This window comes from Salmonella sp. SAL03688, assembly GCF_046551895.1.
Lineage (GTDB): Bacteria > Pseudomonadota > Gammaproteobacteria > Enterobacterales > Enterobacteriaceae > Salmonella > Salmonella enterica.
In genome coordinates this window covers 1-26,453 of record NZ_JBGDVI010000015.1, presented here as the reverse complement: position 1 = coordinate 26,453, position 26,453 = coordinate 1, and the positions used below count along the sequence as shown (strand labels likewise).

The window sequence follows — 26,453 nt, the reverse complement described above, 5'->3', positions numbered from 1 at the left end:
TGAATAGATTTTCAGCCTGAACGCTTCGAGGAAAGCGCAATAAAACGCTGTACGGAAGCACGCTGCCACTGGAATGTCGCATACGCCGCCAGCGACGCCGGCACGTCATCGCCATGCAGCGCCAGACGATTGATCATCAATGCCAGATCGGTATCGGCAATGCACCATTCACCAAATAAATTTTGCGTCCCCTGCCCCAATAGCGCTTCAGCCGTCGCAAACAGTTTTGCCGCGCTGGCTTTTCCAGCCTCGCTTAGCGGCGCTTTTTTCGCCCCGGCAAACACCACGTCGGTAGGCCGTTCTTCGCGAAGCGGCAGTAAATCGCTGCGTAGCCACGCCTGAATCTGTCGCGCGCGGGCGCGTTTTTGTAAATCGTGCGGGTAGATACGCTCCCACTGCGGCGGCGCGAAACGCTCCTCCAGGTATTCCGCAATAGCGGACGACTCGCTCAACTCAAAATTGTCGGCCTCAAGCACCGGTACGCGCTGCGTCAGCGCATATCCCCGCCAGCCAGGTTGCAGATGTTCTCCCTGGTCCAGATCGCGAGTTTTCAGAGTAAAGGAAAGCCCTTTTTCTTGTAATGCCACCCAGGCGGACAAGACGTAAGGAGAGAAAAAGTTCGCATCCGACCACAGCACAATAACAGGCTTACTCATAATGTCCTCTTGAGGGCGTATTAAGTTTCTTCCCAAAATATAGCGTCTTTCGCCTGCTGTCACCTGATGAAAACTCACACACATCAGGAGGCTTTCTATACTTAATTCAGCCCAGACTCTTTACGCACATGCAGGAGCCAACATGATTGACCTTTACTACGCCCCCACGCCCAACGGGCATAAAATAACGCTGTTTCTGGAAGAGGCGGAGCTGGCGTATCGTTTGCTAAAAGTAGATATCAGCAAGGGCAATCAGTTTCGCCCTGATTTTTTGGCTATCTCTCCCAATAATAAAATTCCTGCCATCGTCGATCACGCCCCGGCAGACGGCGGTCAACCGCTTAGTCTTTTTGAATCCGGCGAAATTCTTCTCTACCTGGCGGAAAAAAGCGGCAAACTGCTTAGCGGGGAGCTGCGTGAACGCCATACCACGCTGCAATGGCTGTTCTGGCAGGTCGGCGGGTTAGGGCCGATGCTGGGCCAGAATCATCACTTTAACCATTTTGCGCCGCAGGCCATCCCCTATGCGATTGAACGCTATCAGGTTGAAACGCAACGCTTATACAACGTCCTGAATAAACGCCTGGAAACCTCCCCGTGGCTGGGCGGCGACCACTACAGTATTGCGGATATCGCCAGTTGGCCGTGGGTTAACGCACATCAGCGTCAGCGAATCGATCTTGATAGCTACCCGGCGGTGTATAACTGGTTTGAACGCATTCGCACGCGTCCTGCGACAGCGCGCGCACTGTTACAAGCGCAACTGCACTGTAACAGTACGAAAGCGTAACGCGGTAGCATACATCATGTATGATGTAGAGGTGTATACACGGAAAAAACCTGCGTCCGGCACCCTTATTCGTATTAAAAACCTGACATTAGGGAAGAGGAAATCCTCCCTACTCTGGAGGTCATATGCAGATTCTGATTACCGGCGGTACGGGCCTGATAGGGCGTCATCTCATTCCCCGGCTGTTAACACTGGGGCACCAGGTGACGGTCGTTACGCGCAATCCCGATAACGCGCGTCAGATTCTCGATTCCAGAGTGACATTATGGAAAGGGCTGGCGGAACGTGAGCACCTCAATGAGATTGATGCCATCATCAATCTGGCGGGCGAACCGATTGCCGACAAGCGCTGGACGTCGCAACAAAAAGAACGGTTGTGCCAAAGCCGCTGGGCTATCACGCAAAAGTTGGTGGATTTAACTCATGCCAGCGCTACGCCGCCCTCGGTGTTGATATCCGGCTCCGCCACGGGCTATTACGGCGATCTGGGCGACGTTGTCGTCACTGAAGATGAGCCGCCGCACAACGAATTTACGCATAAACTTTGCGCCCGCTGGGAACAGATTGCCTGTCGTGCGCAGAGCGACCAGACCCGCGTCTGCCTGCTGCGTACCGGCGTTGTCCTGGCGCCGCAAGGCGGGATTCTGGGGAAAATGGTTCCGCCGTTTCGCCTCGGACTCGGCGGTCCGGTGGGTAATGGTCGGCAATATCTGGCCTGGATTCACATCGACGATATGGTCAACGGCATCCTGTGGCTGCTGGATAACGATCTTCGCGGTCCCTTCAATATGGTCTCGCCGTATCCCGTCCATAATGAGCATTTTGCTCATGCGCTGGGTCGCGCGCTGCGCCGTCCGGCGATTATTCGCATTCCGGCGACGGCAATTCGCTTATTGATGGGAGAGTCGTCAGTGCTGGTATTGGGCGGACAGCGGGCGCTGCCAAAACGGCTTGAAGCCGCCGGATTCGCATTTCGCTGGTATGATTTAGAAGAGGCGCTGGCGGATGTGATTCGCTAGTTCCCAAAGCGCCGTATCCTGCCCGGTAAGCGATGCGCCGCCGGGCTTCTTTTATTTCAGCGAGCCTTTCAGGAATTGCTGTAAACGCGGGCTTTGCGGATTGCCGAACACCTGCTCCGGATCGCCCTCTTCCTCAATTTTCCCCTGATGCAGAAAAATAACGTGCGAAGAGACATGGCGGGCGAAGCCCATTTCATGCGTGACCACCACCATCGTTTTGCCTTCTTCCGCCAGTTGTTGCATGATGCGCAACACTTCGCCGACCAGTTCAGGATCGAGCGCCGATGTGGGTTCATCGAACAGTAAAACGTCAGGTTCCATCGCCAGCGCGCGCGCAATAGAAACGCGCTGCTGTTGGCCGCCGGAGAGATGGACGGGATATTTGCCCTGAGCGCGCTCATCAATCCCCACCTTCGCCAGATATTTCAACGCCCGCTCGCGCGCGTCGTGCTTGCTTAATCCCAGTACCTGAATCGGCGCTTCCATCACATTTTCCAGCACCGTCATGTGGCTCCAGAGGTTAAAGTGCTGAAACACCATCGTCAGGCGGGTACGCAACAAGCGTAGCTGATTTTTATCCGCCACTTTGAGCTGCCCGTCTTTGTCGCGCACCAGATTAATGTTCTGACCGTTCACGATAATCGCGCCTTCGCTCGGTTTTTCGAGGAAGTTAATACAGCGCAAAAAAGTGCTTTTACCGGAGCCGGACGAGCCGATGATGCTAATCACATCTCCGGCGCGGGCCTGCAGCGATACCCCTTTCAGCACTTCATGACCGCCGTAGCGTTTGTGCAAATCGATAACGTGTAATTTATTTTCTGACATCATGTTACTCGAATTATTTAGAGGACACGTGCTGCAACCAGCGTCTTTCCGCCCGACGGAACAGGCTTATCAGGACATACGAAATGAGTAAATACAACACGGCGGCAATGCCAAACGCGGTAAACGGCTGGTAAGTCGCTGAGTTAATATCGCGGGCGATTTTCAACAAATCCGGCACCGTCGCGGTAAACGCCAGCGCCGTAGAGTGCAGCATTAAAATCACTTCGTTGCTGTAGGCAGGCAAGGCGATGCGTAATGCCGACGGCAAAATAATGCAGCGATACATTTTAAATGACGAGAAGCCATAGGCCCGTGCCGCTTCAATTTCACCGTGCGGTACCGAACGAATCGCCCCCGCGAAAATTTCCGTGGTGTACGCGCAGGTATTCAGCGTCAGCGCCAGTACGGTACAGTTCAGTCCGCTGCGGAAAAACGCGTTAAGAAGATCGGTGCCTTTGACTATCTCCAGCGTATACATCCCCGAATAGAACACCAGTAGCTGTACGTACAGCGGCGTGCCGCGAAAAATATACGTAAACAGCCAGATGGGAAAACGGATGAATTTATTACTGGAAACGCGACCTACCGCCAGAATCACCGCCAGAAGACCGCCCATCACCACCGATGAAATTAACAGCCACAGCGTAATCGCCACGCCGGTAAAACGATAGCCATCCGTCCACAGCAGGGATTTCCAGTACTCCTGAATGATCTCAATCACAAATCGGCCCTCTTCACGCCCACGGAATAGCGACGCTCAAGTAAGAGCAGCACACCATTGGAAACGGTGGTAAATACCAGGTAGATAAGTCCACAGACCACGGCAAAATAGAAAGGCTCCCAGGTGCTTTTACCGGCAAGCTGCGTGGCTTTGACGACATCTTCCAGGCCCAGCAGCGACACCAGCGCCGTCGCTTTGAGTATCACCTGCCAGTTATTGCCGATCCCCGGCAGGGCGTAACGCATCATCGCCGGGAACATAATCCGCCGGAAGGTTTGCCTGTGGGTAAAACCAAAGGCCGTCGCCGCCTCGATATGACCTTTCGGCACCGCCATAAACGCGCCGCGAAAGGTTTCGGTAAAATAGGCGCCATAGATGAAACCGAGGGTGATAATACCGGCCACCATCGGATCAATATCTATCTGGTCGATACCCAGCGAATCGGTCACCACGTTAAGCGCGATTTGCAATCCGTAAAATATCAGCAGCATTAATACCAGATCCGGCACCCCGCGAATCAGGGTGGTGTACCCTTCAAAAATAAGCCCCGTTACCCGGTTTTGCGAAAGCTTCGCCCCCGCGCCAACGAGACCAATAAGCACGGCCAGCACCACGGAACTGAGCGCCAGTTCCAGCGTGACGATCGCGCCCTGTAAAATTACGCCTGAAAACCCGTACAACATGCAGCCTGTCCTGTTGTGTGTGGTGAAGTAAGAAGCCTCTTTTGCATTTTTGCCTCACATCACGCCGGATGGCGGCTGTGCCTTGCCCGGCCTACGATGCTCCCCGTAGGCCTGACACGCACAGCGCCATCAGGCAATGCAGACAGTCAACATTCTTTGGGCTTTATCTGCACCGACGGTGATTAACCGCCATAAACATCAAAATCAAAGTACTTTTTCGCCAGCTTTTCGTAAGTACCGTCAGCACGCATTTCAGCAAAGGCTTTGTTCAGCGCTTCGCGCAGCTCGTTATCCTCTTTGCGCAGCCCCATACCGGTTCCTACGCCGAATAACTTCTCATCTTTCACCGCCGGGCCGCCGAATTTATAGTCTTTTCCGACAGGCTGTTTAAGGAAACCTTCGCTGGCCGCGACCTCGTCCTGGAACGCTGCATCAATACGGCCAGCCGTCAGATCGGAATAAATGTTGTCCTGCCCCTGGTAAGAGACGATCTCAATCCCTTTCGGCGCCCAGTGCTCATTGCCGAAGGTCTCCTGCGTCGTCCCCTGTAGCACGCCGACGCGCTTGCCTTTCAGCGACGCGACGGTCGGCTGAATATCAGAGTTCTTCGCCACCACCAGACGGGAATCAGCGGCGTAAAGCTTGTCGGTAAACGCGATTTCCTGCTGGCGCTTTTCAGTGATGGACAGCGAGGACATGATGGCATCAATTTTCTTCGCTTTTAAAGACGGAATCAGCGCATCCAGCGGGTTTTCCACGAACGTACACTGTGTGTTGATACGTTTGCACAGCTCTTTGGCCAGATCGATATCAAAGCCGACCAATTCACCTTGTGCATTTTTGGATTCAAACGGTGCGTATGTAGGATCGGTACCGATACGAATCTTTTGTGGAATAGCGGCAAATGCTGCGGTAGCGCTGGAAAATGCCAGCACCAGAGAAAGGGATAACGCCAGTTTTTTCATAACTATCCTCAACAGACTGTCTTTCCAGGAGATCTTTACAGATCCGATGCGACTATCGTGCCATTAATCAGGCCGACAAGGCAAAGCATTCTACCTTGTCAGCCGGTTTATTTTGCATAAAAATCGATTAAGTATGCATTTATGCGCCTGTTCCGCAACGGCTTATGCACCAAAAAGGTGCAAAACATCTATTTTGCACCGTGATAGTTCCCCAGCGCGGCACGTTATCCCCTTCCCTCAATCGCCGTAGACATTAAAATCGAAGTACTTTTTGGCCATTTTGTCGTAAGTTCCGTCCTGGCGCAGTTCGGTCAGCGCTTTATCAAACGCGGCTTTTAGCTCGGTATCGTCTTTACGCAGCCCAACCCCCGTCCCGTCGCCAAAATATTTTTTATCCTTCACGGAAGGACCGGCAAACGCATACTCTTTGCCCGCTGGCTGCTTCAGGAAACCTTCGCTGGCGGCGACTTCATCCTGCAATGCGGCATCCAGACGACCGGCGGTTAAATCGGAATAGATAAGATCCTGGTTGGCATAAGCCACCACATCCACACCTTTAGTGCGCCAGTTATCATTGGCGTAAGCCTCTTGCGTGGACCCTTGCAGCACGCCGACATGCTTGCCTTTCAGCGATTCCAGCGTCGGCTGAATGGGAGACCCTTTTGCCGCAATCAGGCGTGAATCCGCCGCGTAAAGTTTGTCGGAAAACGCAATTTCTTGCTGGCGTTTATCGGTGATAGAGAGCGATGAAATAATGGCATCAATTTTTTTCGCTTTTAGTGAGGGAATAAGCGCATCAAAGTCGCTGGCGACCCAGGTACATTTCACCTGCATACGCTTACACATTTCATTACCGAGATCGATATCAAAGCCAATAAACTCGCCTTTGGCATCTTTTGATGAGAAAGGCGCGTAGGTGGTATCTGTTCCAATACGAACCGTTTGCGGGAGCGCGGCGTAACTGGCCGCCGTCGCGCCCAGACCTATCAGCAAAGACAAAGCGAGAACGGTCTTCTTCATACATACCCCTCAAGTGGCGTCATTTTCTTATGTTTTACGTGGTGTTGTGTGTTTGCAGACTTTTTCATGCAGGTCTTATGCCATTTTCACGTCAGCAAAACGATTCGACGTTAAATTTGTTAATAAAACGTTGCAATATTGTCCTGATGTTGAAGATAGCAGGTATGACGGTTGAACCGCAGCGTTTCGGCGGCTTTTAACGAATTAAATGTTGAGGATATGATCGCGGTTACAAAATTGCCCTGAAACAGGGCAACAGGGACAATAATGCACGCTAAACAGACAACGCTATGCGCCCTGCCAGCGAACAAAAAGATCGTGCGGAAGGGGGATATCAAACTGATCCAAAACTCGGTTAACCGTTTGATTTATAATATCATCTAACGTCCGAGGAAGATGATAAAAAGCCGGAACCGGCGGCATAATCACCGCGCCTATCTCAGCGGCCTGGGTCATTAAACGCAAATGCCCGATATGCAGCGGCGTTTCGCGCACACACAGCACCAGAGGTCGCCGCTCTTTTAATATCACATCCGCCGCACGGGTAAGCAGTCCGTCAGTATAACTGTGGACAATCCCCGACAGCGTTTTAATCGAACAGGGCAAGATAACCATTCCCGCCGTCGGGTAAGAGCCCGAGGAAATGCTGGCGGCAATGTCGCGCGCATCGTGCGTCACATCGGCCAGCGCCTGCACCTCGCGCAGCGAAAAATGGGTCTCCAGCGCCAGCGTTTGCCGGGCCGCCTGGCTCATCACCAGATGTGTTTCCACGCTATCGACATCGCGCAAAATTTGTAATAAGCGCACGCCATAAATCGCTCCGCTGGCGCCGCTAATTCCTACAATGAGTCGTTTCATGTTCTCTTACCGTTTACGAGCGCCGTTCATCCCACTGTGTTACGTAATCGGCTCAAAGTGGGTCTGAAGAGATACCATGACAAAAGAATCCCTATCATAAAAGCCAGCTCAACCAACATTATCACTACCCCTTGCTCACTAAACCAGGTGCCGACCATAATGGCAAAATTGGTGATAATGACAAATCGGGCCGTCCAGGGGAAAAGCGGCGATCGATAGCGTAGCAAATCGCTGGCGTACGTTCCATTACGCACCGATTGTCGGAAACGATACTGGCACCATCCGATGGTTATCCATGCCAGGCAACCCACCTGCCCGGTACTGGCGATCAGATATAAATAAAATTGCTGTGCGGGAATATAGCGGGTCAGCAACGACACCAACGCCAGCAAGGCCGTGATTAAAATAGCATACACCGGCACGCCGCCGCCGTTCGTTTTACCAAAGCAGGCTGGCGCAAAGCGATCGCCCGCCATAGACCACAGCATACGCGAACTGGCGTAAATGGCCGAGTTAGCGGCAGAAACCGCGGCGGAAAAGATCACCAGCGTCATCAGCGTATCCGCCCCCGGAATGCCCGCGTGGGAGAATACCCATACAAAGGGACTTTGTCCATTTGGCGTCAGTTCATGCGGATAGACCAGCGCCAGCACCGCAATCGCCAGGCCGTAAAACAAAATGATTCTGAGACCGATCCCCAGGATCACTTTCGGTAAAATAATGTGCGGCGATTCGGTCTCCCCTGCCGCATTTCCTACCAGTTCCACCCCCTGGAAGGAGTAAATCACGATCGTCATACAGACCACAATTTGCTCCCAACCGTGTGGAAACCACATTCCGTCTGTTTTTAACGTCGGGTGCCAGTCACTATGGCCCATTAGCGAGTAGATCATGACCCCGCCCGCGCAGATAAACAGCACGATCGCGAAGACCTTAATGGCCGAAAGCCAGTATTCGCATTCGCCAAAACTTTTTGCGGAGGTGAGATTGATGGCTGTCAGGATGAGCAGAATCGCCAGGCAGAACATATATACCGGAACCGCGGGGAAAAACTGGTGAGCAATAAACCCTGCGGCAGTGAGGTCGGCTGCCAGGGAAAAGACCCAGCTAAACCAGTAAAGCCAGCCAATGGTATAGCTCCAGCAAGGTGACGGCATAAACATCAGCGCGTAATGTTGAAATGAACCGGAGTGAGGAAAGGCGCATGATAATTCGCCAAGACACATCATCGTCGCCAGCATAATGGTTCCGGCAAACAGATAGGCCAGTAAGGTTCCCGCCGGCCCGACGCTGCTTAACGGTTCGGCAATGCCGATAAATAAGCCGGTGCCAATCGTGCCGCCCAGCGACATCATCAGCAGATGCCGTTTCTTCAGGTTACGCCGCAGACCGCCTTCAGGCTCTGCTGGCGGAGATTGTTGCAGGGTATCCATCGTTACTCCCTGTCTTTCGTGAGGTCAAAGATGCCGCCGCGACATAGCCGCGGCGGTTATGCGTTAACGCGTAAACCTCCAGGCGACGCCTTTGGTCTGGCAGGCCATTAACAGGCCCGTATAATCCAGCTCAAAGCGAACCACATCGCCTACTTTTAGCGACTGACGACAATCTTCAATATCCACCAGCGTATGATCGCTGGTTTGCCCTAAGATAGTGATAGCGTCGTCGCATGGCACACAGTTATCCGACGGCACATCCTGGCGACCAAACGCCAGCAATGCGCGTCGGCGTATGCCACGATCGACAAAGGTTTTACTTTGCAAAAAGGCATCGACGCCCAGCTCCCCGACCGGGACGGTCGGTTTACTGTTCAGTTCGATGATTTCCGCTTCCAGGATATACATATCGGAACAGGCTTTACCGACCGGTTTTGCGGAGTGGTGAAATTCATTCAGGTATTTCATGTCCACATATTCAATGCCGAATTCATGCAGTCCGCCGATGCGCAGATGATTCAGTCCCTGCGGCCAGATACCTTTATCCAGCAGGTGATAGCTGGTGCAGTTTCCCGCAGAAAGCCGCCGGACAGGAATACCGCTGTCGGCTTCCAGCCGGGCGGCCAGCGCCAGAAAATCCTCGCCATTTTTTACCGTTGGCAACACGGTGCCGTAACAATTAAAGTTAGTGCCCAGTCCATATAATTCCAGACCGGGCAGACCAGTAATCAGAGTCACGGTCTCAAGAATGCGTTGATATTCACCAAACCAGATACCCTCGCGTAAATCGCCCATATCCACCATCAGTAATACCTGATGCGTTTTCCCCTGGCGTTGGGCTTCTTGCGATAATGCCCGTAATACCACCGGCTCGCTATTTAAACTAATATCCGCGTAGCGCACCACATCTTCGATTTCACTCAGACACGGGCTGCGTAACAGGCAGGTTGTACATCCTGTCTCGCGTATTTTTTTCAAATTATAGGTTCGTGATTCAGCAATAACGGTAATTCCGCCGTTGAATACCGCCTGCGCGGTTTCCACGCAGCCGTCAAAAACTTTATTGACAGCCATCACGTCAATACCGCTACTTGCCAGCAGAGCTTTTTCCGTGCGGGCGTTTTCTTCCAGCTTGCGTAGATTTATTTCCAGAACTGGCATATACATTTTATTTTCCTCCCGCCATGCTTAAACGGGCATTACGTTTCTGCGCCCGATGGTAAATGTACTCCGCGACGACAACCGCCAGCACGGCTCCGCCAATAATTTTCCCGGCGTACTGGAAATATCCGCCCATATCAATTTGAGAAGGCGGAATAAATAACAGCGCAACGGCAAAGGCAATAGAAAGAAAGCCCAGCGCGGGTAAAATAGCCGGTAAAACCTTGCCCGGAATTTTAAAACTTCTTGGCGTATCCGGCTGAGTCTTACGTAAACGCCAGAACGCCGGGAACATCACCAGGTAAGGAATAAAATAGGTGATGGTCGTTAGCGCCGTTAACATCCAGTAAGCCGCCGCAACGCTTGGCGAAATAAAAGTCGAAAAACACAGGACCGTGACAATAATCGCCTGTACAGTCAAGGCAAAGGCGGGCGTTTTCCACACCGGATGTAATTTGCCGATTCGGTCCCCCAGCAGATTATCTTCACGCGAGGCTTCCTGGAGCATATAAATCGGCCCCACCAGCCAGGAGTTAATTTGCCCGAGAGCGCCAAAAAACATACAGATGGCCATAACAGGAATTAACCACGGCATATGCAGCGTGTCCGCAGCAGCATGCATAGCCTGCATGACGCCTGCCACAATGTCGGTTTTCCCGGCGGGTAAAAGCGTGTTTAGCGCCCAGGTACCGACCATATAGATCCCAACGATAACGGCGGCGGAGACGGCCATCGCTCGCGGAAAATCACGCTGTGGATTACGGGTACGCCCGGCAATCATCGGGGCGACCTCCAGTCCGGCAAACGCAAACATCATGCTGGATAAGAAAACGATCGTATCCCAGTGTCCGAGATCCGGAATCCAGTTTTTCGCTGTAGTGTAGTCCGTCTGCATCTGGTGTCCGGTACATAGCCATACTACCGCCAGCAAAATGAGGATGGCGGAGGGAATAAATACGCCGCACCAGGCGCTGATGCTATTAATAATTTTTGTCCATTCCATCCCGCGGATATTCATCAGCGTTAATAGCCAGAAAATTACCGCGGAACCAATACCGATAAATGCTTTATTTTCCGCCAGGCCGCCGCCGATCATATAGCCCAACGCGGTAAAGCCGAATTGCAGCATTAATGGGAAAAACAGTACGCAGGAAAAGAGAAAACAAACCACGACAATCCATGCAATACGTTTACCAAATGCCTCTTTAATCCAGACAAATATCCCGCCATCTTTCGGCCAGCCGGTTGACAGCTCGCCGCATACCATCGCTAAAGGAAAAAACAAACAGAATGCGGCGATCACCCATAACAACATGGCCGATGCCCCGTAAGGCGCCACGTTAGGGATTTGCCGCAAACTCAGAATAGCGATGACATTCATAAAGACAATGTCTTTGATGCCAAGTAAGCCAGAATTCGTGTTACTCATGGCCATCTCCTGTTATGCATTCAGGCATCACTGCCCTCTTCTTATCATCTGACGACGGGCTTCAGCATGAAACTGAAGCCCAAAACAGTATTAATAAATGTCGTACTTGACCATATCTTCGTAACTGTCTTCCCGACGAATCAGACGCGTCTCACCATTTTTATCGATCATCACCACGCCCGTGCGCGGACGGTTGTTATAAACGGTTTGACTTTCAATGGTGTATGCCCCGGCGTCAAGAAATGCGACAATATCGCCAACATGAGTCTCCTTCGGCAGTAAAAACTCTTCGCCTTTCACTCCCATGTGGAAATAATCTCCGCCATCACACAGCGGCCCGGCTAATTTTATCCAGGCGTCGTGCGCTGCCGTCATGCGAGAGGCGTTATAGACATAAAAGAACCAGTCAAAATGCTGGCTGTCAGAGAGTACGCTGTAACCGGCGTCGACAAATTTCCATTCAACGTGGCATTCCACATTGCCGTTAAGATCGTAATTTGTTTTACGTTTTTCGCAGGAGACTTCCGTCAGTAACACCGCCGCCGACCCGGTCACTTTACGTCCAGGTTCAATACATATTTCCACATCGGTACGCCATTTATGCACTTCGCGAATGACCGCATCGGCAAAATCCTGGGCGGTAATACCGGCATACATATTATCTTTTAACGGGTCGCCATTCTCGTCGTCATATTTATAGGGAACCGGAATTCCGCCGCCTACGTTGATCAAATCAAATTTAATACCGAGCACCTCTTCCAGGCGACGGGATTCATCCACCAGCACTTTAGTCGCTTTTGCGAAAGGCTCTGACTCCGGCACCTGATCGCCCACATGCATATGCAAGCCGCGCAAATGCACATAAGGCATCGCCAGAATGCGGCGGCAGGTTTCTTCCGCCTGTTCCAGGTCGAGACCCGACTTCGCATGGAAAGCGGTAACCAGTTCCGCATGCGTCGCCGAGGGAACATTCGGCTCTACGCGGACGCAAACATTGGCGACTTTCTTCAGCTTGCGAGAGATGGCATCAATATGTTCCAGCTCATACAGGCTATCAACATTAATAAGATACAGATCGTTGGCGATGGCATATTCCAGATCGGCAGGCTTTTTCACCACGCCGTTGAAGACGATCTGATCGCCGCGAAAGCCTATCTCCAGACACTTGCGAACCTCATATTGTGAGTTTGCCTCCGCGCAAATTCCGGCGTCACGAATGGCTTTCAACACCCCCATGACCGAGCAGGTTTTTGACGCAAAGAAGGTTTTGGTATTTTTATGCGCCGCAAATGCCTGCTGGATTTCATGAATGTTACGAATAATCTCCGGCTCAGAAAACACATAGAACGGCGTGGGGTACTGGCGCGCCAGTGCGTCCAGATCGACCCCTTCAAAACACAAATGACCGTCTTTGTGCTGGAAACGGCGATCGCCGTTGATTACCTGCTCACGTAGCTGGTTGTAATTCTGCATAATCGAGTCAGTCATAACGCCCTCTGCTTAATGTTTATGGTAAAAATCCGCATTCTTTACAGGGATAAAGCAAAAGGCATACCACTATTTTTTATCAAAATAATCAATTACTTATAAAAATAAGCTTTTTCTCATTTTCGTCATTGAGTTTGCTATTCATCACAACGACGAAAATTCGTCACTTTTATAATGACAACATGAACAATAGATATGAGGAATGCATATATGGCATCCACCAATCAGGAGCTGGCCTCGGCGCTCAGGATGTTTTCCCGCTTTTTCGATTTGATTCATCAGCCGTTGGCCGTCATTAATGAGCGTGGTGAATACGTTTACTACAATCAGGAAAGCGCGGATCTGGACGGCTATAGTATTGAACGGGCAATGGGAAAACATATGCTGGATGTCTATCCGGGCATGAAAGAGACCCAAAGTACGATGCTTTCATCGTTAAAAAAAGGCGTGGAATACATTGGCCATTATCAAATTTATTACAATGCGCGAGGCCAGGCCGTTGACTATCAGCACACCACCGCGCCGCTCTATGCAAGCGATGGCGGCATGGTCGGCGTTATCGAAATCGGCAGGAATATGTCCGGCGTCAGGCGGCTCCAGGAGCAGGTGGTAGAACTGAACCAACTGCTGTATGCCGATCACCATGAGAAGCACCATGCCATTATTACCGAAAACCCGGAAATGCTCAGTAATATCGCCAAAGCCAAACGGCTGGCCGCCAGTAATATTCCGGTGACGATTGTCGGGGAGACGGGAACGGGTAAGGAGCTATTTTCCCGCCTGATACATCAATGCAGCAAGCGGGCGAATAAACCTTTCATCGCCCTGAACTGCGGCGCCCTACCGCCTACGCTTATCGAAAGTACGCTTTTCGGCACCGTGCGCGGCGCCTATACCGGCGCGGAAAATAGCCAGGGCTATCTGGAACTGGCAAACGGGGGAACGCTCTTTCTTGATGAGCTGAACGCCATGCCGATAGAGATGCAAAGTAAGCTGCTGCGATTCTTGCAGGATAAAACCTTCTGGCGCCTCGGCGGACAGCAGCAACTCCACTCTGATGTCAGGATCGTTGCCGCCATGAACGAAGCGCCCGTCAAATTAATTCAACAAGAACGTCTGCGGGCAGATCTTTTTTATCGGTTGAGCGTCGGAATGTTAACGTTACCGCCGCTGCGCGCCCGCCCGGAAGATATTCCCTTACTGGCGAATTATTTTATTGATAAATACCGTAATGACGTGCCGCAGGACATTCACGGACTAAGCGAGACGGCGCGTGCTGATCTGCTCAATCACGCCTGGCCGGGTAATGTCAGGATGCTGGAAAACGCGATTGTACGCAGCATGATCATGCAGGAAAAAGATGGGCTGCTCAAACACATCATTTTTGAACAGGACGAGTTAAATTTAGGCGTACCGGAAACCGCGCCGGAAAATCCCCTTCCCTCGTCACCCGATCCGCAGTATGAAGGGTCGCTGGAGGTACGGGTTGCCAACTACGAAAGGCATTTAATAGAAACCGCGCTGGATACGCATCAGGGGAATATTGCCGCCGCGGCCCGCAGCCTTAACGTATCGCGCACCACGTTACAGTACAAAGTACAAAAATACGCTATTCGCTTCGGCGTGGTGCGTAATTGACATCGGCCAGCGGCATCGCGCCGCTGGCAAAGCCATTAGCCTTCGTTATGCATTTCCAGGTTTTCCATTTCGTTCTGGAACAGCACCGCTTTGGCGTCGTCATTACGTAATGAATCCAGGAAGTCGAGGTATTGCTGGTCTACGTCTTTGGTGACATATACCCCGTTAAATACCGAACATTCAAACTGCTGGATATCCGGATTTTCCGCGCGCACGGCTTCGATCAGATCGTTCAGATCCTGGAAGATAAGCCCGTCTGCGCCGATGATCTGACGAATCTCATCCACCTCGCGACCATGCGCGATCAGCTCATTGGCGGTCGGCATATCAATGCCATAGACGTTGGGGAAACGAATTTCCGGCGCGGCGGACGCCAGATAAACCTTCTTCGCGCCGGCTTCCCGGGCCATCTCGATGATCTGCTCTGATGTGGTGCCACGCACGATGGAATCATCCACCAGCAGGACGTTCTTATCGCGGAATTCCGCGCGATTAGCATTGAGCTTACGGCGCACGGATTTACGGCGTAGCTGTTGGCCCGGCATGATAAAGGTACGTCCCACGTAACGATTTTTGACAAATCCCTGGCGGTACGGCTTGCCGAGAATACGGGCAATTTCCAGTGCGATATCGCAGGAGGTTTCCGGGATAGGGATCACGACGTCGATGTCCAGATCTTCCCATTCACGAGCGATTTTTTCGCCAAGTTTGGTGCCCATATTCACACGAGCGCTGTAGACGGAGATCTTGTCGATAAAGGAGTCCGGGCGAGCAAAATAAACGTACTCAAACAGACAGGGGTTACTGACCGGGTTATCCGCGCACTGGCGCGTGAACAGTTGCCCCTTTTCGGTAATATAGATAGCTTCGCCCGGCGCGACATCGCGCAGGAATTCAAAGCCCAGCGTATCCAGCGCCACGCTTTCAGAAGCGACCATATACTCCGTACGACCATCGCCAACGTCACGCTTGCCCAGCACTAACGGGCGAATGCCGTGCGGATCGCGAAAAGCCACCATGCCGTGGCCGATAATCATCGCCACGCAGGCATAGGCGCCGCGGATTTGACGGTTAGTCGCGGCAATCGCGGCAAAAATATTGTCGGCTTCCAGCGGATAGTGACGGAAGTTGTCGAGCTCGCTGGCGAAAATATTGAGCAGGATTTCGGAATCGGAGGTGGTGTTGATATGACGGCGCTTTTCTTCAAACAGCTTCTTACGTAGCTCGTGCGCGTTAGTCAGGTTGCCATTATGGGCCAACGTGATGCCATACGGCGAGTTAACGTAAAAAGGTTGCGCTTCGGAAGCGCTGGAGCTGCCTGCGGTAGGGTAGCGCACATGGCCGATCCCCATGTTGCCCTGCAAACGCTGCATGTGGCGAGCTTCAAAAATATCGTTCACCAGCCCGTTTGCCTTACGCAAGCGGAAGCAGTTATTCGCATCAATGGTGATGATACCGGCAGCATCCTGACCACGATGCTGGAGCACTGTTAACGCGTCATAAATCGACTGGTTGACCGGCATAACACCGGCGATACCGACAATACCGCACATACGTCATTTTCCTCGTTAAGCCACATCTCAGAACCTGTTACGTCCTGGGCAAGAAACTCGACGAGCTTTGCAGATAGTCAAAGAACCATCTGATGATGAAGCTGAACTGCGGGATGAGCTGCGATTTGCTCCAGTCTTCGCTTTTCGACAAGCCGGTAAAGGTATCAAGGAAGAACAGAATGGCGGCGACAATCAGCGCGCCTCGCAGTGCGCCGAAACAGATCCCCAACACCCGGTCAGTTCCCGACAGGCCGGTCTTTTCTACTAGCTGACCTATCACAAAATTCACGATAGCGCCGACGATAAGCGTCGCGATAAACAGTACCGCGATAGCAATCCCATTACGAACCAGTTCGTCTTCAAAGCCCGTAAACCAGACAGACAGGTAAGTGTAGTAGTGACTGGCGACAAAGAAAGCACAGCCCCACGTCACCAGCGATAACGCTTCACGAACAAAGCCGCGGATCAGGCTAACCAGACAGGAAAAAGCAATCACCGCGATAATGGCGTAATCAATCCAGACCATAGATGTCCCACGATTTTACGCCCTGTCGTCCTGTTCGGGGCGCATTCTAACAGAAAAAGAAAACGTTTGCGTAGGGATTTCCTTCCCACGCGTAAATAAAAATGGCGCTGAAAAAATATTCAACGCCATCACACTTTTTATCTCTTCGGGCACGACCAGAAGAGCTGCCATCGGCCTGATAAGCGCAGGATACCAGGTTCATTCCTTCTGCCGGATGGCGGCGTAAACGCCTTATCCAGCCTACAGAACTTCGGCTATTACCAGGTGAACACCGTAGGCCTTAACGCTGCGCGCTCAGGCAAAACGCGCCTTAGTTCGGGCTATATCCCATCACCACGCCGCTTAACCCGGAAATCTGCTTGAGCTCGCCAAGCGATCCTTTCATCTTATCTTTCGACGCATCCGGCCCGACGAGAATACGGGTTATTTTACCCTGTACCGGCGTTGAGGGGGAAGTATAAACCCGGAACCCGGCGGAACGAAGCTTGCCGACTATCTCGTTGACTTTATCCGCGTTTTTCAGCGCGCCCAACTGTACGACATAGGCTTTGCCGGTCGGCGCAGGTTTATCGTCGGCGACTGGTTGCGGCGCGGGCGTCGGCGTGGAAGCGGCGACAACCGGCTGTTGCGGTTTAGGCTGCGGCTTCGGCTTTTCAACCGGCTTCGGTTTAGGCGTCTCCACCGGTATCGGATCAAGCTCAACATTGTTAGACGCCATGCGCGACGGGTCCAGAGACGGCGCTGCCGCATCTCCCGCCCGCACCTCTTCAGCCGCCCCTTCCGGCGGCTGTGTCGGCAGCGCCTGCGTTGCGGCAGGCATCATATCCGGCTCATCGCGGTCGCCAGGCTTCGGTACCAGTGGAATCGCAGCAAATTCATCCTGATAATGCTTTTTCTGTCCGTCCAGCAGACCGGGAAGCACAATAACCCCCAGCGCGACTAACACAATCGTGCCGACTAAACGATTCTGAAACTTACTCGCCACCGATTCTCCCCGCGTCTATCACTTCCATAACATGTGCGACGGTGTGGAACGATCCGCACACCAGCACGGTATCTTCTGGCTGCGCCGCGTCGATAGCGGCCTGCCATGCCTGCGCGACGCTATCATAGACATTCCCTTTCCCCAGATGTTCCAGAAGTTGTTCCGCCGTCGCGCCGCGCGGCCCCTCTAACGGAGCACAATACCAGTCGTCAACCACGCTTTTCAACCAGGCTAACGTGCCGGCGATATCTTTATCATGCAGCATACCAATCACCGCAAGCACGCGCCCGCGTTTCGGCAACATTTTCAGACGACCCGTCAGGTATTCCGCCGCGTGGGGATTATGGGCGACATCAAAGATAACGCGCGGCGACTCACTCACGATTTGAAAACGTCCCGGCAAGGTAGCCTGCGCAATACCGTCGCGAATCGCCTGTTCGTCAATGTTCAACCCGCTGGCGCGCAGCGCGGCCAGAGCGGTGGCGGCATTCGGCTGGGGAACCTGCGGCAACGGCAGTCCGGCAAGCGTGCCGTCGCCATCGGTAAACGCCCACTGGGTCGCTGTCACCTCATAACGCCAGTCAACGCCGCGACGCCGCAACAGCGCGCCGGTCTCCTGCGCGACATCCGCGATGGTTGCCGGCATTTCCGGTTCGCCGACGATAGCGGGTTTTTCCGCACGAAAAATCCCGGCCTTCTCGCGGCCGATACTTTCGCGATCCGGCCCCAGCCAGTCAGTATGGTCAAGCGCGATGCTGGTAATTACCGCTACATCGGCATCCACAATGTTCGTGGCGTCCAGGCGCCCGCCCAACCCGACCTCCAGAATCACCACGTCAAGGTTAGCCTGTTTAAACAGCCACAATGCCGACAAAGTACCATATTCAAAATAGGTCAATGAAATATCGCCGCGCGCCGTTTCTATTTCCGCAAAGGACGCGGTATGCGCGGATTCCGCTAATTCTTTCCCCTGCACGCGCACGCGCTCGGTGTAACGTACCAGATGAGGCGAACTATAGACGCCCACACGGTATCCCGCCGCGATTAACACCGACTCCAGCGTGCGACAGGTCGTACCTTTGCCGTTGGTTCCCGCAACGGTAAAAACGAACGGCGCAGGCTTGAGGATGTCCAGACGCGCTGCCACCTGGCTTACGCGCTCAAGGCCTAAATCGATACTCTTGCTGTGCAGGTTTTCCAGATAAGAAAGCCACGAGGCCAGGGGCGACGCAGCTTGAGGTATAGATTTGTTTTTCATTGATTCCGCTGCTTCTTTACGGTGAAAAGCAAAAAGGCAGAGCCTGCGGCCCTGCCCTTTTCAGTTATCAGGCCTCAGACTCCTGATCCGGCGCCGGAGGCACCACCACGCCTTCACGCGGGGCGTCCGGGTTCGGCGCGGGCAGATTCATCAGCTTCGCCAGAATGCTCGCCAGCTTCAGGCGCATTTCCGGGCGGCGGACTATCATATCAATAGCGCCTTTTTCGATCAGGAACTCACTGCGCTGGAATCCTGGCGGGAGCTTCTCACGAACGGTTTGTTCGATAACGCGCGGGCCGGCGAAGCCAATCAGGGCTTTTGGCTCGGCGATGTTGAGATCGCCCAGCATCGCAAAACTGGCGGAAACGCCGCCCATTGTCGGATCGGTCAATACCGAAATGTAGGGCAGACCACGTTCCTGCATTTTCGCCAGCGCCGCCGAGGTTTTCGCCATCTGCATCAGCGACATCAACGCTTCTTGCATACGCGCGCCGCCGGAAGCAGAGAAACACACTAACGGACAGTTATCTTCCAGCGCCTGTTCAACGGCGCGAACGAAGCGTGCGCCAACGACAGACCCCATTGAGCCGCCCATGAACGCGAATTCAAACGCGGCGGCGACAACCGGCATACCGTGAAGCGTCCCTTTCATGACCACCAGCGCGTCTTTCTCGCCGGTTTCTTTCTGCGCGGACGCCAGTCTGTCTTTATATTTTTTGGAGTCGCGGAACTTGAGCACGTCTTTTGGCTCCAGCTCGCTACCCAACTCCACAAGGGAACCTTCATCTAACAGGCTATGCAGGCGATTGCGCGCCGACATGCGCATATGATGGTCACACTTAGGACAGACCTCAAGATTACGTTCCAGCTCAGCGCGGTATAAAACCTGACCGCAGCTATCACACTTGGTCCACACCCCTTCAGGAATGCTTGCCTTGCGGGTGGGAGTAATGTTGCTTTTAATTCGTTCAATCCAGCTCATTGGTGACCTTTCTGCCTGAACCTTAGTCAGCTTTATTATAAGGGGCGCATAATGCCATTTTTGCCCCCAACAGACCATGAATGTTGCACATTAAAACATAACAGCCCGAAACTTTGGATAAAAAAGTGGTCGAACCGCTGAGTTACTTTCTATTTTGCGGCACGCGACGCAGCGCGCTTATGCCGGACAATCTCAATGACGCCAGGTAATATCGAAACTACGATAATCCCCACAATCAGCAGCTTAAGGTTATCCTGAATCAACGGTATCGTACCGAAGAAATAACCGGCGTAGGTAAAGAGCAGCACCCACAGCAGCGCGCCGATGACGTTATAGGCGGCAAAATGCCGATAGGACATGTGCCCCATCCCTGCCACAAACGGCGCAAAGGTTCTGACGATCGGCACGAAGCGAGCGAGAATGATAGTTTTACCGCCGTGTTTTTCATAAAACTGGTGGGTTTTATCCAGATAACTGCGGCGGAAAATTTTCGAATTCGGATTACTGAACAGTTTTTCGCCGAACAGTCGACCAATCGTGTAATTTACCGCATCGCCGACAATTGCGGCGATCAGCATTAACGCCACCATGACATGCACATTGAGATCGTTGGTTTCCAGCGAAGCCAGCGCCCCGGCGACAAACAGCAGCGAGTCGCCCGGCAGGAACGGCGTGACGACCAGGCCGGTTTCACAAAACAGAATCAAAAACAAAATAGCGTACACCCAGACGCCGTACTCCGCGACCAGCTCCGCCAGATGCACATCGATGTGCAGAATAAAATCAATAATAAAGTAGATCAGGTCCATATTTGTCTTTGCCTTTCTACCCGACACGTTTCGGGTGTGCGATTCGGATTAGTCCGCCAGAAATAGCGGGCCCATTGGCGGTTTTGGAAGGTCAAACCGGTCAGGGTAATCCACCGCAACCAAATATAGCCCTTCCGCCTTCGCCGTTGCCGCCGCCAGCGTTCTGTCCCTGGCCGCTAACAGCTCTGCGATCCAGCTCTCCGGCTGGTTGTGAGCGCCTACTTCCAGCAGGCTGCCGACAATATTCCTGACCATATGATGAACAAAGGCATTCGCTTTGATATCGACCACCACATAAGGGCCGTGGCGGGTAACGTTGATGTGCATCACATTACGCCACGGCGTGCGCGACTGGCACTGCACCGCGCGAAACGAGGTAAAATCATTTTCGCCAAGCAGACACTGCGCCGCGCGATGCATCCGCTCTGCATCCAGCGGCTCATAGTAATGCGTCACGCCTTTTGCTAATACCGCAGGACGCAGTCGATGATTGTAGATGATATAGCGATAACGGCGAGCCGTAGCGCTAAATCGCGCGTGAAAATCATCCGGTACAGTTTTCACCCAACGCACGGCAATGTCACCAGGCAAATTCGCATTTACCCCCAGCGTCCATGCCGCATCTTTGCGCAATGCGGTCGTTTCGAAATGGACAACCTGCCCGGTGCCGTGAACGCCGGCATCGGTGCGCCCGGCGCAGAACACGTTAATAGGTTCATTTGCCACCTGCGAGAGCGCTTTTTCCAGCTTTTCCTGCACGCTGCGCACTTCATTCTGACGCTGCCAGCCATAATACTTGCTGCCGTCGTACTCAATACCCAGCGCAATTTTATAGACCGGCGATGATTGCTGTCCGGACATCAGTACAGATACTCCTGCACCAGCTTCTCCGCAATTTTAACGGCCATCAGCGCACCGCCGAAACGCACGTTGTCCGCCACTGACCAGAACTGAATTTGTTCCGGCATACCGTAATCATTATGCACACAGCCAATAGAGAGCTGTGGATTGCCGGAAGCGTCGCCCACCTGCGTCGGGTAATCCGTCTCTTCTGACAGTACGATATCTTCACCGCGGGAAAACGCCTCGCGCGCCTCTTCCGCCGCCAGCGGACGGAGCGCTTCAAAGCTCACCATCTGCGCATGGCCATAGAACACCGGCGACTGCACGACACTGGCGGAGATCATCACGCCATCGTCCTGCAAAATTTTACGCACTTCATCGACGATACGACGTTCCTGGCGCACGCTGCCTTCACGATCCGGCAGCAGCGGCAGCATATTGAACGCCAACTGGCGGCCAAAGAAATCATCTTCATCAATCGGTATGCCGTTAAGCAGCTTCGCACTCTGTCCGGCCAGCGCATCGACCGCTTTTTTCCCCTGTGCGGACGCTGATAACATACTGGTGACGGCGATGCGCGACAGTCCCCCCTGATCGATTAACGGCTTGAGCGCCGCCAGCAGTTGACTGGTCAGACTATCGGCGACCGCAATCACGTTACGGTTGCGGTAATCCGCCAGTACATACGGGTTAACTTCCGGCACGACCAGCAGCACATCAGGCTCCAGCGCGAACAGACCGCTGGAATCTATCACCAGGCAACCTGCATTGGTCGCGTCGTCTATCCAGGCAGCCGATGCCTCTGCGCCGGCAACGAAAAACGCCAACTGCGCCTGCGTCCAGTCAAAGTCCGCCGCATCCTGGACAATGACCGACTTGCCACCAAAACGGAGGTGCTCGCCCGCGCTTTCATGACGCGCCAATGCATAAATTTCACCGACCGGGAACTGGCGTTCAGCCAGTGTTTCAAGCAGGGCTTCGCCTACGGCGCCCGTTGCGCCCAGAATGGCAATGTTCCAGCCTTCAGACATGGTGATTTACTCCAGAAATACATAAGCGTCCCTGTCGCATTATTCGACAGGGAGCATTAAGAAGACATTAATGTGCCGGGTGATGAACAGCGTTAAAACCTAGCTTACACAGCAAGGCGGCTGCCGTTTCGTCGTCACACATCACGTATAAAGACGACCATTCACGGCGCTCAAGATAATTTTTACGCAATTTATCAAATTCACCCGGAATTCCAGCGACTTTACGCAGCGGCGCATCGTCGCGGCGCACATCATACACCAAATGCGCCAGTCTTTTCAGCGTCGGTTGATCCAGCGGGCCGTGAAGCGTAATACGACCAAACTCAGGCGCAGGCAGTAATGTCTCCAGCGCGACACGCTGCTCGCGACCGATAAACGCGCTATACGCCTCAAAGACCTGGGTGGTGCCGCGCGCTTTGCCTTCCAGCGTATAGCCGGCAATATGCGACGTGCCGATATCCACGGCTTCCAGTAGCGCGACGTTAAGATCCGGTTCGCCCTCCCACACATCAAGCACCACGCTCAGCGGCTGCCCGGCATTAAGTCGCGCCAGCAACGCAGCGTTATCCACCACCGGACCGCGGCAGGCGTTAATGAGAATGGCGCCGGGTTTCAGTCGACGGATCAGCGTCTCATCGGCCAGATGCAGCGTTTTGTACGGTCCGTCTTTATAGAGCGGCGTATGGAAAGTCAGGACATCCGCTTCCTGCACCAGCTCATCCAGCGTACGAAAATCACCCTCGTCCCCGCGTGCGGCGCGTGGCGGATCGCACAGCAACGTGCGGATACCCAACGCTTCAAGCCTGGTCTGTAGCCGGCTTCCGACGTTACCCACGCCGACAATCCCTATAGTGCGATCGCGTAACGAAAAGCCGTCACGTTCGGCCAGCATCAACAGCGCGGAAAACACATACTCCACCACGGCGATAGCATTACAGCCGGGCGCGGCTGAAAAACCGATGCCCGCCTGCTTCAGCCATGCCTCATCCACATGATCGGTGCCTGCCGTAGCAGTACCAACGAAGTTAATCGGCGTGCCGCTCAGCAGCGATTCATTCACTTTCGTGACCGAACGCACCATTAACGCATCGGCATGGTTCAATTCTTCAACGGGGATCGGGCGACCCGGCACTGCCTTTACCTCACCCAGGCGGCTAAATAATTCGCGGGCGTAAGGCATATTTTCATCAACGAGAATTTTCACGACTGTCGTACCTGTTTGAGAACGAGAGTTAACCGGACAAGTGTGCCATAATCTGGCCGCCAGGCATATATTGCTCAGATTTATGGTTAAAGGATAATTAATTATGCATCCCATCTCCGGCGCCCCTGCACAGCCTCCAGGCGAAGGGCGTAATCCTCTTTCCGCTGCGAGCGAGCAGCCGCTTTCCATGCAACAGCGTACGGTACTGGAAAGGCTGATCACGCGCCTGATTTCACTGACCCAGCAGCAAAGCGCGGAAGTATGGGCCGGAATGAAACACGATCTGGGGATAAAAAATGACGCGCCGCTACTGTCGCGCCACTTCCCCGCCGCTGAACAGAATCTTACCCAGCGTCTGGGCGTAGCGCAGCAAAATCACGCCAATCGTCAGGTGCTTTCACAGCTAACAGAGCTGCTTGGCGTCGGGAATAATCGTCAGGCCGTCAGCGATTTTATCCGTCAGCAATACGGTCAAACCGCGCTTAGCCAGCTTACGCCCGATCAACTCAAAAACGTGCTGACGCTCCTGCAACAGGGGCAGCTTTCCATTCCGCAGCCGCAGCAACGTCCGGCAACGGATCGGCCATTATTGCCTGCTGAACATAATACGTTGAATCAGTTGGTGACGAAGCTGGCGGCCGCGACCGGCGAGTCAAACAAACTTATCTGGCAATCAATGCTGGAACTCTCCGGCGTGAAAAGCGGCGAGCTCATTCCGGCAAAACAGTTTACTCATCTGGCGACATGGCTACAGGCGCGGCAGACGCTGTCACTACAACACGCGCCTACGCTACATACGCTGCAGGCTGCGTTAAAACAACCGCTTGAGCCAGACGAGCTCACAGCGATCAAAGAGTATGCCCAACACACTTATCAAATTCAGCCGCAAACGGTGTTGACCACCGCCCAGGTGCAGGACTTACTTAACCATATTTTCCTGCGTCGCGTAGAGCGGGAGGCGGATGAGCTGGAACCGCTCTCTATTCAACCCATCTACCGTCCGTTCGCGCCGATGATTGAAACCGTGAAAAATCTGTCTGCGCGACCAGGCCTGTTGTTTATCGCGCTAATAATTGTACTGGCGCTTTTCTGGCTGGTTTCTTAACCACGCCGGAACGATAATATCGTCACCAGGATGCCAACCACCGCGGAGATCGCTCCCGCGAGAAATACGGAAGGATAGCCGCATGACGTGGCCAGCATGCCCGCCAGCGGGCCGGTAACGCCGTAGGAGATATCCTGAAACGCGGCGTAGCCGCCCAGCGCCGTACCGCGTACCTGTGCAGGTACGCGTTTCACAACCTCCACGCCCAGCGCCGGGAAAATCAGTGAACACCCAGCCCCGGTGAGCGCCGCGCCTACCAGCGCTATCCAGGCCGTCGGCGCCAGCCACAAGAGCAGCAGCCCTGCCGTCTCAACCAGCAATGAGACAACGGCGACCTTCACGCCGCCAAAGCGGTCCGGCATCCAACCGAACAATATGCGCATCAGTACAAACGCACCGCCAAACGCGGTCAGGGTGAATCCCGCCATCGTCCAGCCATTGCTGACAAAATAAAGTGAAATAAACGTACCGATGACGGCAAAACCCACGCCCTGCAATGCCAGACCCAGACCCGGTTTCCAGATAAGCCCGACCACGCTCCACAGTGAAGGTCGCTCCCCCGTATGCGCAGGCACTTTACGCACGGTGCCGTTGAATGCCCAGGCCAGCAGCGGTAAAACCATCGTCGTCCCCGCCAGCGCCGCGAAGCCAAAGTGGCTATGGATCAGCAAGCCCAACGGCGCACCGGCCGCCAGCGCGCCGTAAATCGCCATTCCGTTCCACGACATCACCTTACCGGAACGCGTTGGGCCAACCAGCCCCAGTCCCCAGGTCAGGGTTCCGGTCAGCAGCTGACTTTCGCCAAATCCGAGGATCAAACGCCCGACAATAAGCAGCGCGAATTTTACCGGCGCGGAAACCGGCAACAGCGCGGCCAGGAGCCAGGCGGCGCCCGCCAGCCCGCAGGCAAACATCCCCTGTAACGCCGATCGTTTAGCGCCATATTGATCCGCCAGCCGTCCGGCATAGCCGCGCGTCAGTACCGTCGCAAAAAACTGAATGCCCACGGCGATCCCAACCATCGTATTGCTATAGCCCAGTTCGTGATGGACAAAAAGCGGGATGACGGGTAACGGCAGGCCGACCGTCATATAGGTCAGGAAAACCGCAAAGGCGATGCGGAACAGCGAAAAATTCGCAGACGGGGTCGTTGTTTTTTGGCTAACTGCTGTCATGCCTTACTCCAGAATGCAGAGTAAGGCGGGGAAAGGCCACGCCCCCCTCTACCTGAACGTCAGGATTAAGGTGCGTTGGATAACGTTAAACGCTTACGCATTATCGGAAGGATAATGTAGAGAGTGAAGTCTGCCTGTGAGACGCGAAACTTGTCAACCTTGAAATTGCAGCCAGGGTATCAACGTGGCGGCGTGTCGAGAGCGTTCAGAATTCTGTGTCACGTTAAAAATTCTACAGCGTCATCACATTATTCAGCCGCCCTTCAAAATAAATCGCCAACTGCGACAATGTCAAA

At 53.5% G+C, this 26,453-nt stretch carries 25 protein-coding genes; 4 read left to right on the top strand and 21 right to left on the bottom strand.

Annotated features, from left to right (window positions below; genetic code table 11):
* Nucleotides 1–11: 11 nt before the first annotated feature.
* Nucleotides 12–656: a glutathione transferase gene (gene yfcF, locus ACLJR2_RS15640; protein WP_000043010.1), complete on the bottom strand. Its 645-nt coding sequence runs from the start codon at nucleotides 654–656 to the stop codon at nucleotides 12–14.
* Between the two features lie 142 nt (nucleotides 657–798).
* Between yfcF and yfcG the strand changes: the two genes are divergently transcribed.
* The gene (yfcG, locus tag ACLJR2_RS15635) at nucleotides 799–1,446 is read left to right on the top strand and encodes a GSH-dependent disulfide bond oxidoreductase (protein WP_000566561.1); all 648 of its coding nucleotides are present in this window, start codon (nucleotides 799–801) and stop codon (nucleotides 1,444–1,446) included.
* A gap of 125 nt (nucleotides 1,447–1,571) precedes the next feature.
* Nucleotides 1,572–2,465 carry a TIGR01777 family oxidoreductase gene (locus ACLJR2_RS15630; RefSeq protein WP_001166277.1) on the top strand — a complete coding sequence of 298 codons (894 nt, stop codon included), beginning with the start codon at nucleotides 1,572–1,574 and terminating at the stop codon, nucleotides 2,463–2,465.
* Nucleotides 2,466–2,516: 51 nt separating this feature from the next.
* On the opposite strand, the gene hisP is transcribed toward ACLJR2_RS15630, so the two are convergent.
* The 10 genes from hisP to ACLJR2_RS15580 all read right to left on the bottom strand — a co-directional run bounded on the left by hisP (nucleotide 2,517) and on the right by ACLJR2_RS15580 (nucleotide 13,048).
* Entirely contained in the window at nucleotides 2,517–3,290 is a 774-nt protein-coding gene (hisP, locus tag ACLJR2_RS15625; protein WP_001293591.1) for a histidine ABC transporter ATP-binding protein HisP, read from the bottom strand.
* A gap of 13 nt (nucleotides 3,291–3,303) precedes the next feature.
* Complete coding sequence (hisM, locus tag ACLJR2_RS15620) at nucleotides 3,304–4,011, bottom strand: histidine ABC transporter permease HisM (RefSeq protein ID WP_000569771.1); 708 nt, start codon at nucleotides 4,009–4,011, stop codon at nucleotides 3,304–3,306.
* Nucleotides 4,008–4,694 carry a histidine ABC transporter permease HisQ gene (locus tag ACLJR2_RS15615; RefSeq protein ID WP_000965500.1) on the bottom strand — a complete coding sequence of 229 codons (687 nt, stop codon included), beginning with the start codon at nucleotides 4,692–4,694 and terminating at the stop codon, nucleotides 4,008–4,010. Before ACLJR2_RS15615 ends, hisM begins: the two co-directional genes overlap by 4 nt.
* A 182-nt stretch (nucleotides 4,695–4,876) precedes the next feature.
* On the bottom strand, nucleotides 4,877–5,659 hold the full coding sequence (hisJ, locus tag ACLJR2_RS15610; protein WP_000731868.1) for a histidine ABC transporter substrate-binding protein HisJ: 783 nt from the start codon (nucleotides 5,657–5,659) through the stop codon (nucleotides 4,877–4,879).
* Nucleotides 5,660–5,896: 237 nt separating this feature from the next.
* Nucleotides 5,897–6,679 (bottom strand): lysine/arginine/ornithine ABC transporter substrate-binding protein ArgT, encoded by a 783-nt coding sequence (gene argT / locus ACLJR2_RS15605; RefSeq protein WP_000754423.1) that lies wholly within the window; start codon nucleotides 6,677–6,679, stop codon nucleotides 5,897–5,899.
* A gap of 288 nt (nucleotides 6,680–6,967) precedes the next feature.
* Nucleotides 6,968–7,537 (bottom strand): UbiX family flavin prenyltransferase, encoded by a 570-nt coding sequence (locus tag ACLJR2_RS15600; protein ID WP_000825684.1) that lies wholly within the window; start codon nucleotides 7,535–7,537, stop codon nucleotides 6,968–6,970.
* 26 nt (nucleotides 7,538–7,563) lie between these two features.
* Nucleotides 7,564–8,970 (bottom strand): amino acid permease, encoded by a 1,407-nt coding sequence (locus tag ACLJR2_RS15595; RefSeq protein ID WP_000380356.1) that lies wholly within the window; start codon nucleotides 8,968–8,970, stop codon nucleotides 7,564–7,566.
* 63 nt (nucleotides 8,971–9,033) lie between these two features.
* Nucleotides 9,034–10,137: an alanine/ornithine racemase family PLP-dependent enzyme gene (locus ACLJR2_RS15590; protein ID WP_000281910.1), complete on the bottom strand. Its 1,104-nt coding sequence runs from the start codon at nucleotides 10,135–10,137 to the stop codon at nucleotides 9,034–9,036.
* A 1-nt stretch (nucleotide 10,138) separates the two neighbouring features.
* Nucleotides 10,139–11,560 (bottom strand): APC family permease, encoded by a 1,422-nt coding sequence (locus ACLJR2_RS15585; protein WP_000072512.1) that lies wholly within the window; start codon nucleotides 11,558–11,560, stop codon nucleotides 10,139–10,141.
* 90 nt (nucleotides 11,561–11,650) lie between these two features.
* A complete protein-coding gene (locus ACLJR2_RS15580; protein WP_000132306.1) occupies nucleotides 11,651–13,048 on the bottom strand; it encodes a diaminopimelate decarboxylase family protein in 1,398 nt (465 codons plus the stop codon).
* 210 nt (nucleotides 13,049–13,258) lie between these two features.
* Between ACLJR2_RS15580 and ACLJR2_RS15575 the strand changes: the two genes are divergently transcribed.
* Nucleotides 13,259–14,686, top strand: a complete 1,428-nt coding sequence (locus ACLJR2_RS15575; protein WP_000168925.1) for a sigma-54 interaction domain-containing protein — start codon at nucleotides 13,259–13,261, stop codon at nucleotides 14,684–14,686.
* A gap of 35 nt (nucleotides 14,687–14,721) precedes the next feature.
* Here the strand turns inward: ACLJR2_RS15575 and purF are convergent, their stop codons facing one another.
* From purF to pdxB, 9 genes are all read right to left on the bottom strand, one after another.
* Complete coding sequence (gene purF, locus ACLJR2_RS15570) at nucleotides 14,722–16,239, bottom strand: amidophosphoribosyltransferase (RefSeq protein WP_000334205.1); 1,518 nt, start codon at nucleotides 16,237–16,239, stop codon at nucleotides 14,722–14,724.
* Between the two features lie 37 nt (nucleotides 16,240–16,276).
* Nucleotides 16,277–16,765, bottom strand: coding sequence for a colicin V production protein (gene cvpA, locus ACLJR2_RS15565; protein WP_000262102.1), 489 nt, complete (start codon nucleotides 16,763–16,765; stop codon nucleotides 16,277–16,279).
* 310 nt (nucleotides 16,766–17,075) lie between these two features.
* Nucleotides 17,076–17,750, bottom strand: coding sequence for a cell division protein DedD (gene dedD / locus ACLJR2_RS15560; protein ID WP_000157037.1), 675 nt, complete (start codon nucleotides 17,748–17,750; stop codon nucleotides 17,076–17,078).
* Nucleotides 17,740–19,008, bottom strand: coding sequence for a bifunctional tetrahydrofolate synthase/dihydrofolate synthase (gene folC, locus ACLJR2_RS15555; protein WP_000792290.1), 1,269 nt, complete (start codon nucleotides 19,006–19,008; stop codon nucleotides 17,740–17,742). Before folC ends, dedD begins: the two co-directional genes overlap by 11 nt.
* A gap of 67 nt (nucleotides 19,009–19,075) precedes the next feature.
* On the bottom strand, nucleotides 19,076–19,990 hold the full coding sequence (accD, locus tag ACLJR2_RS15550) for an acetyl-CoA carboxylase, carboxyltransferase subunit beta (RefSeq protein WP_000118383.1): 915 nt from the start codon (nucleotides 19,988–19,990) through the stop codon (nucleotides 19,076–19,078).
* 149 nt (nucleotides 19,991–20,139) lie between these two features.
* On the bottom strand, nucleotides 20,140–20,799 hold the full coding sequence (locus ACLJR2_RS15545) for a DedA family protein (RefSeq protein ID WP_000364318.1): 660 nt from the start codon (nucleotides 20,797–20,799) through the stop codon (nucleotides 20,140–20,142).
* 48 nt (nucleotides 20,800–20,847) lie between these two features.
* A complete protein-coding gene (truA, locus tag ACLJR2_RS15540) occupies nucleotides 20,848–21,660 on the bottom strand; it encodes a tRNA pseudouridine(38-40) synthase TruA (RefSeq protein ID WP_000016631.1) in 813 nt (270 codons plus the stop codon).
* The gene (locus tag ACLJR2_RS15535; RefSeq protein WP_001289135.1) at nucleotides 21,660–22,673 is read right to left on the bottom strand and encodes an aspartate-semialdehyde dehydrogenase; all 1,014 of its coding nucleotides are present in this window, start codon (nucleotides 22,671–22,673) and stop codon (nucleotides 21,660–21,662) included. Before ACLJR2_RS15535 ends, truA begins: the two co-directional genes overlap by 1 nt.
* Nucleotides 22,674–22,740: 67 nt before the next feature.
* Nucleotides 22,741–23,877, bottom strand: a complete 1,137-nt coding sequence (pdxB, locus tag ACLJR2_RS15530) for a 4-phosphoerythronate dehydrogenase PdxB (protein ID WP_000699178.1) — start codon at nucleotides 23,875–23,877, stop codon at nucleotides 22,741–22,743.
* A 103-nt stretch (nucleotides 23,878–23,980) separates the two neighbouring features.
* Between pdxB and flk the strand changes: the two genes are divergently transcribed.
* On the top strand, nucleotides 23,981–24,982 hold the full coding sequence (gene flk / locus ACLJR2_RS15525) for a flagella biosynthesis regulator Flk (RefSeq protein ID WP_000553395.1): 1,002 nt from the start codon (nucleotides 23,981–23,983) through the stop codon (nucleotides 24,980–24,982).
* Here flk and ACLJR2_RS15520 read toward each other — a convergent pair.
* Complete coding sequence (locus ACLJR2_RS15520; RefSeq protein ID WP_001533705.1) at nucleotides 24,979–26,157, bottom strand: MFS transporter; 1,179 nt, start codon at nucleotides 26,155–26,157, stop codon at nucleotides 24,979–24,981. The two genes, flk and ACLJR2_RS15520, sit on opposite strands and share 4 nt — an antisense overlap.
* Nucleotides 26,158–26,453: the final 296 nt, after the last annotated feature.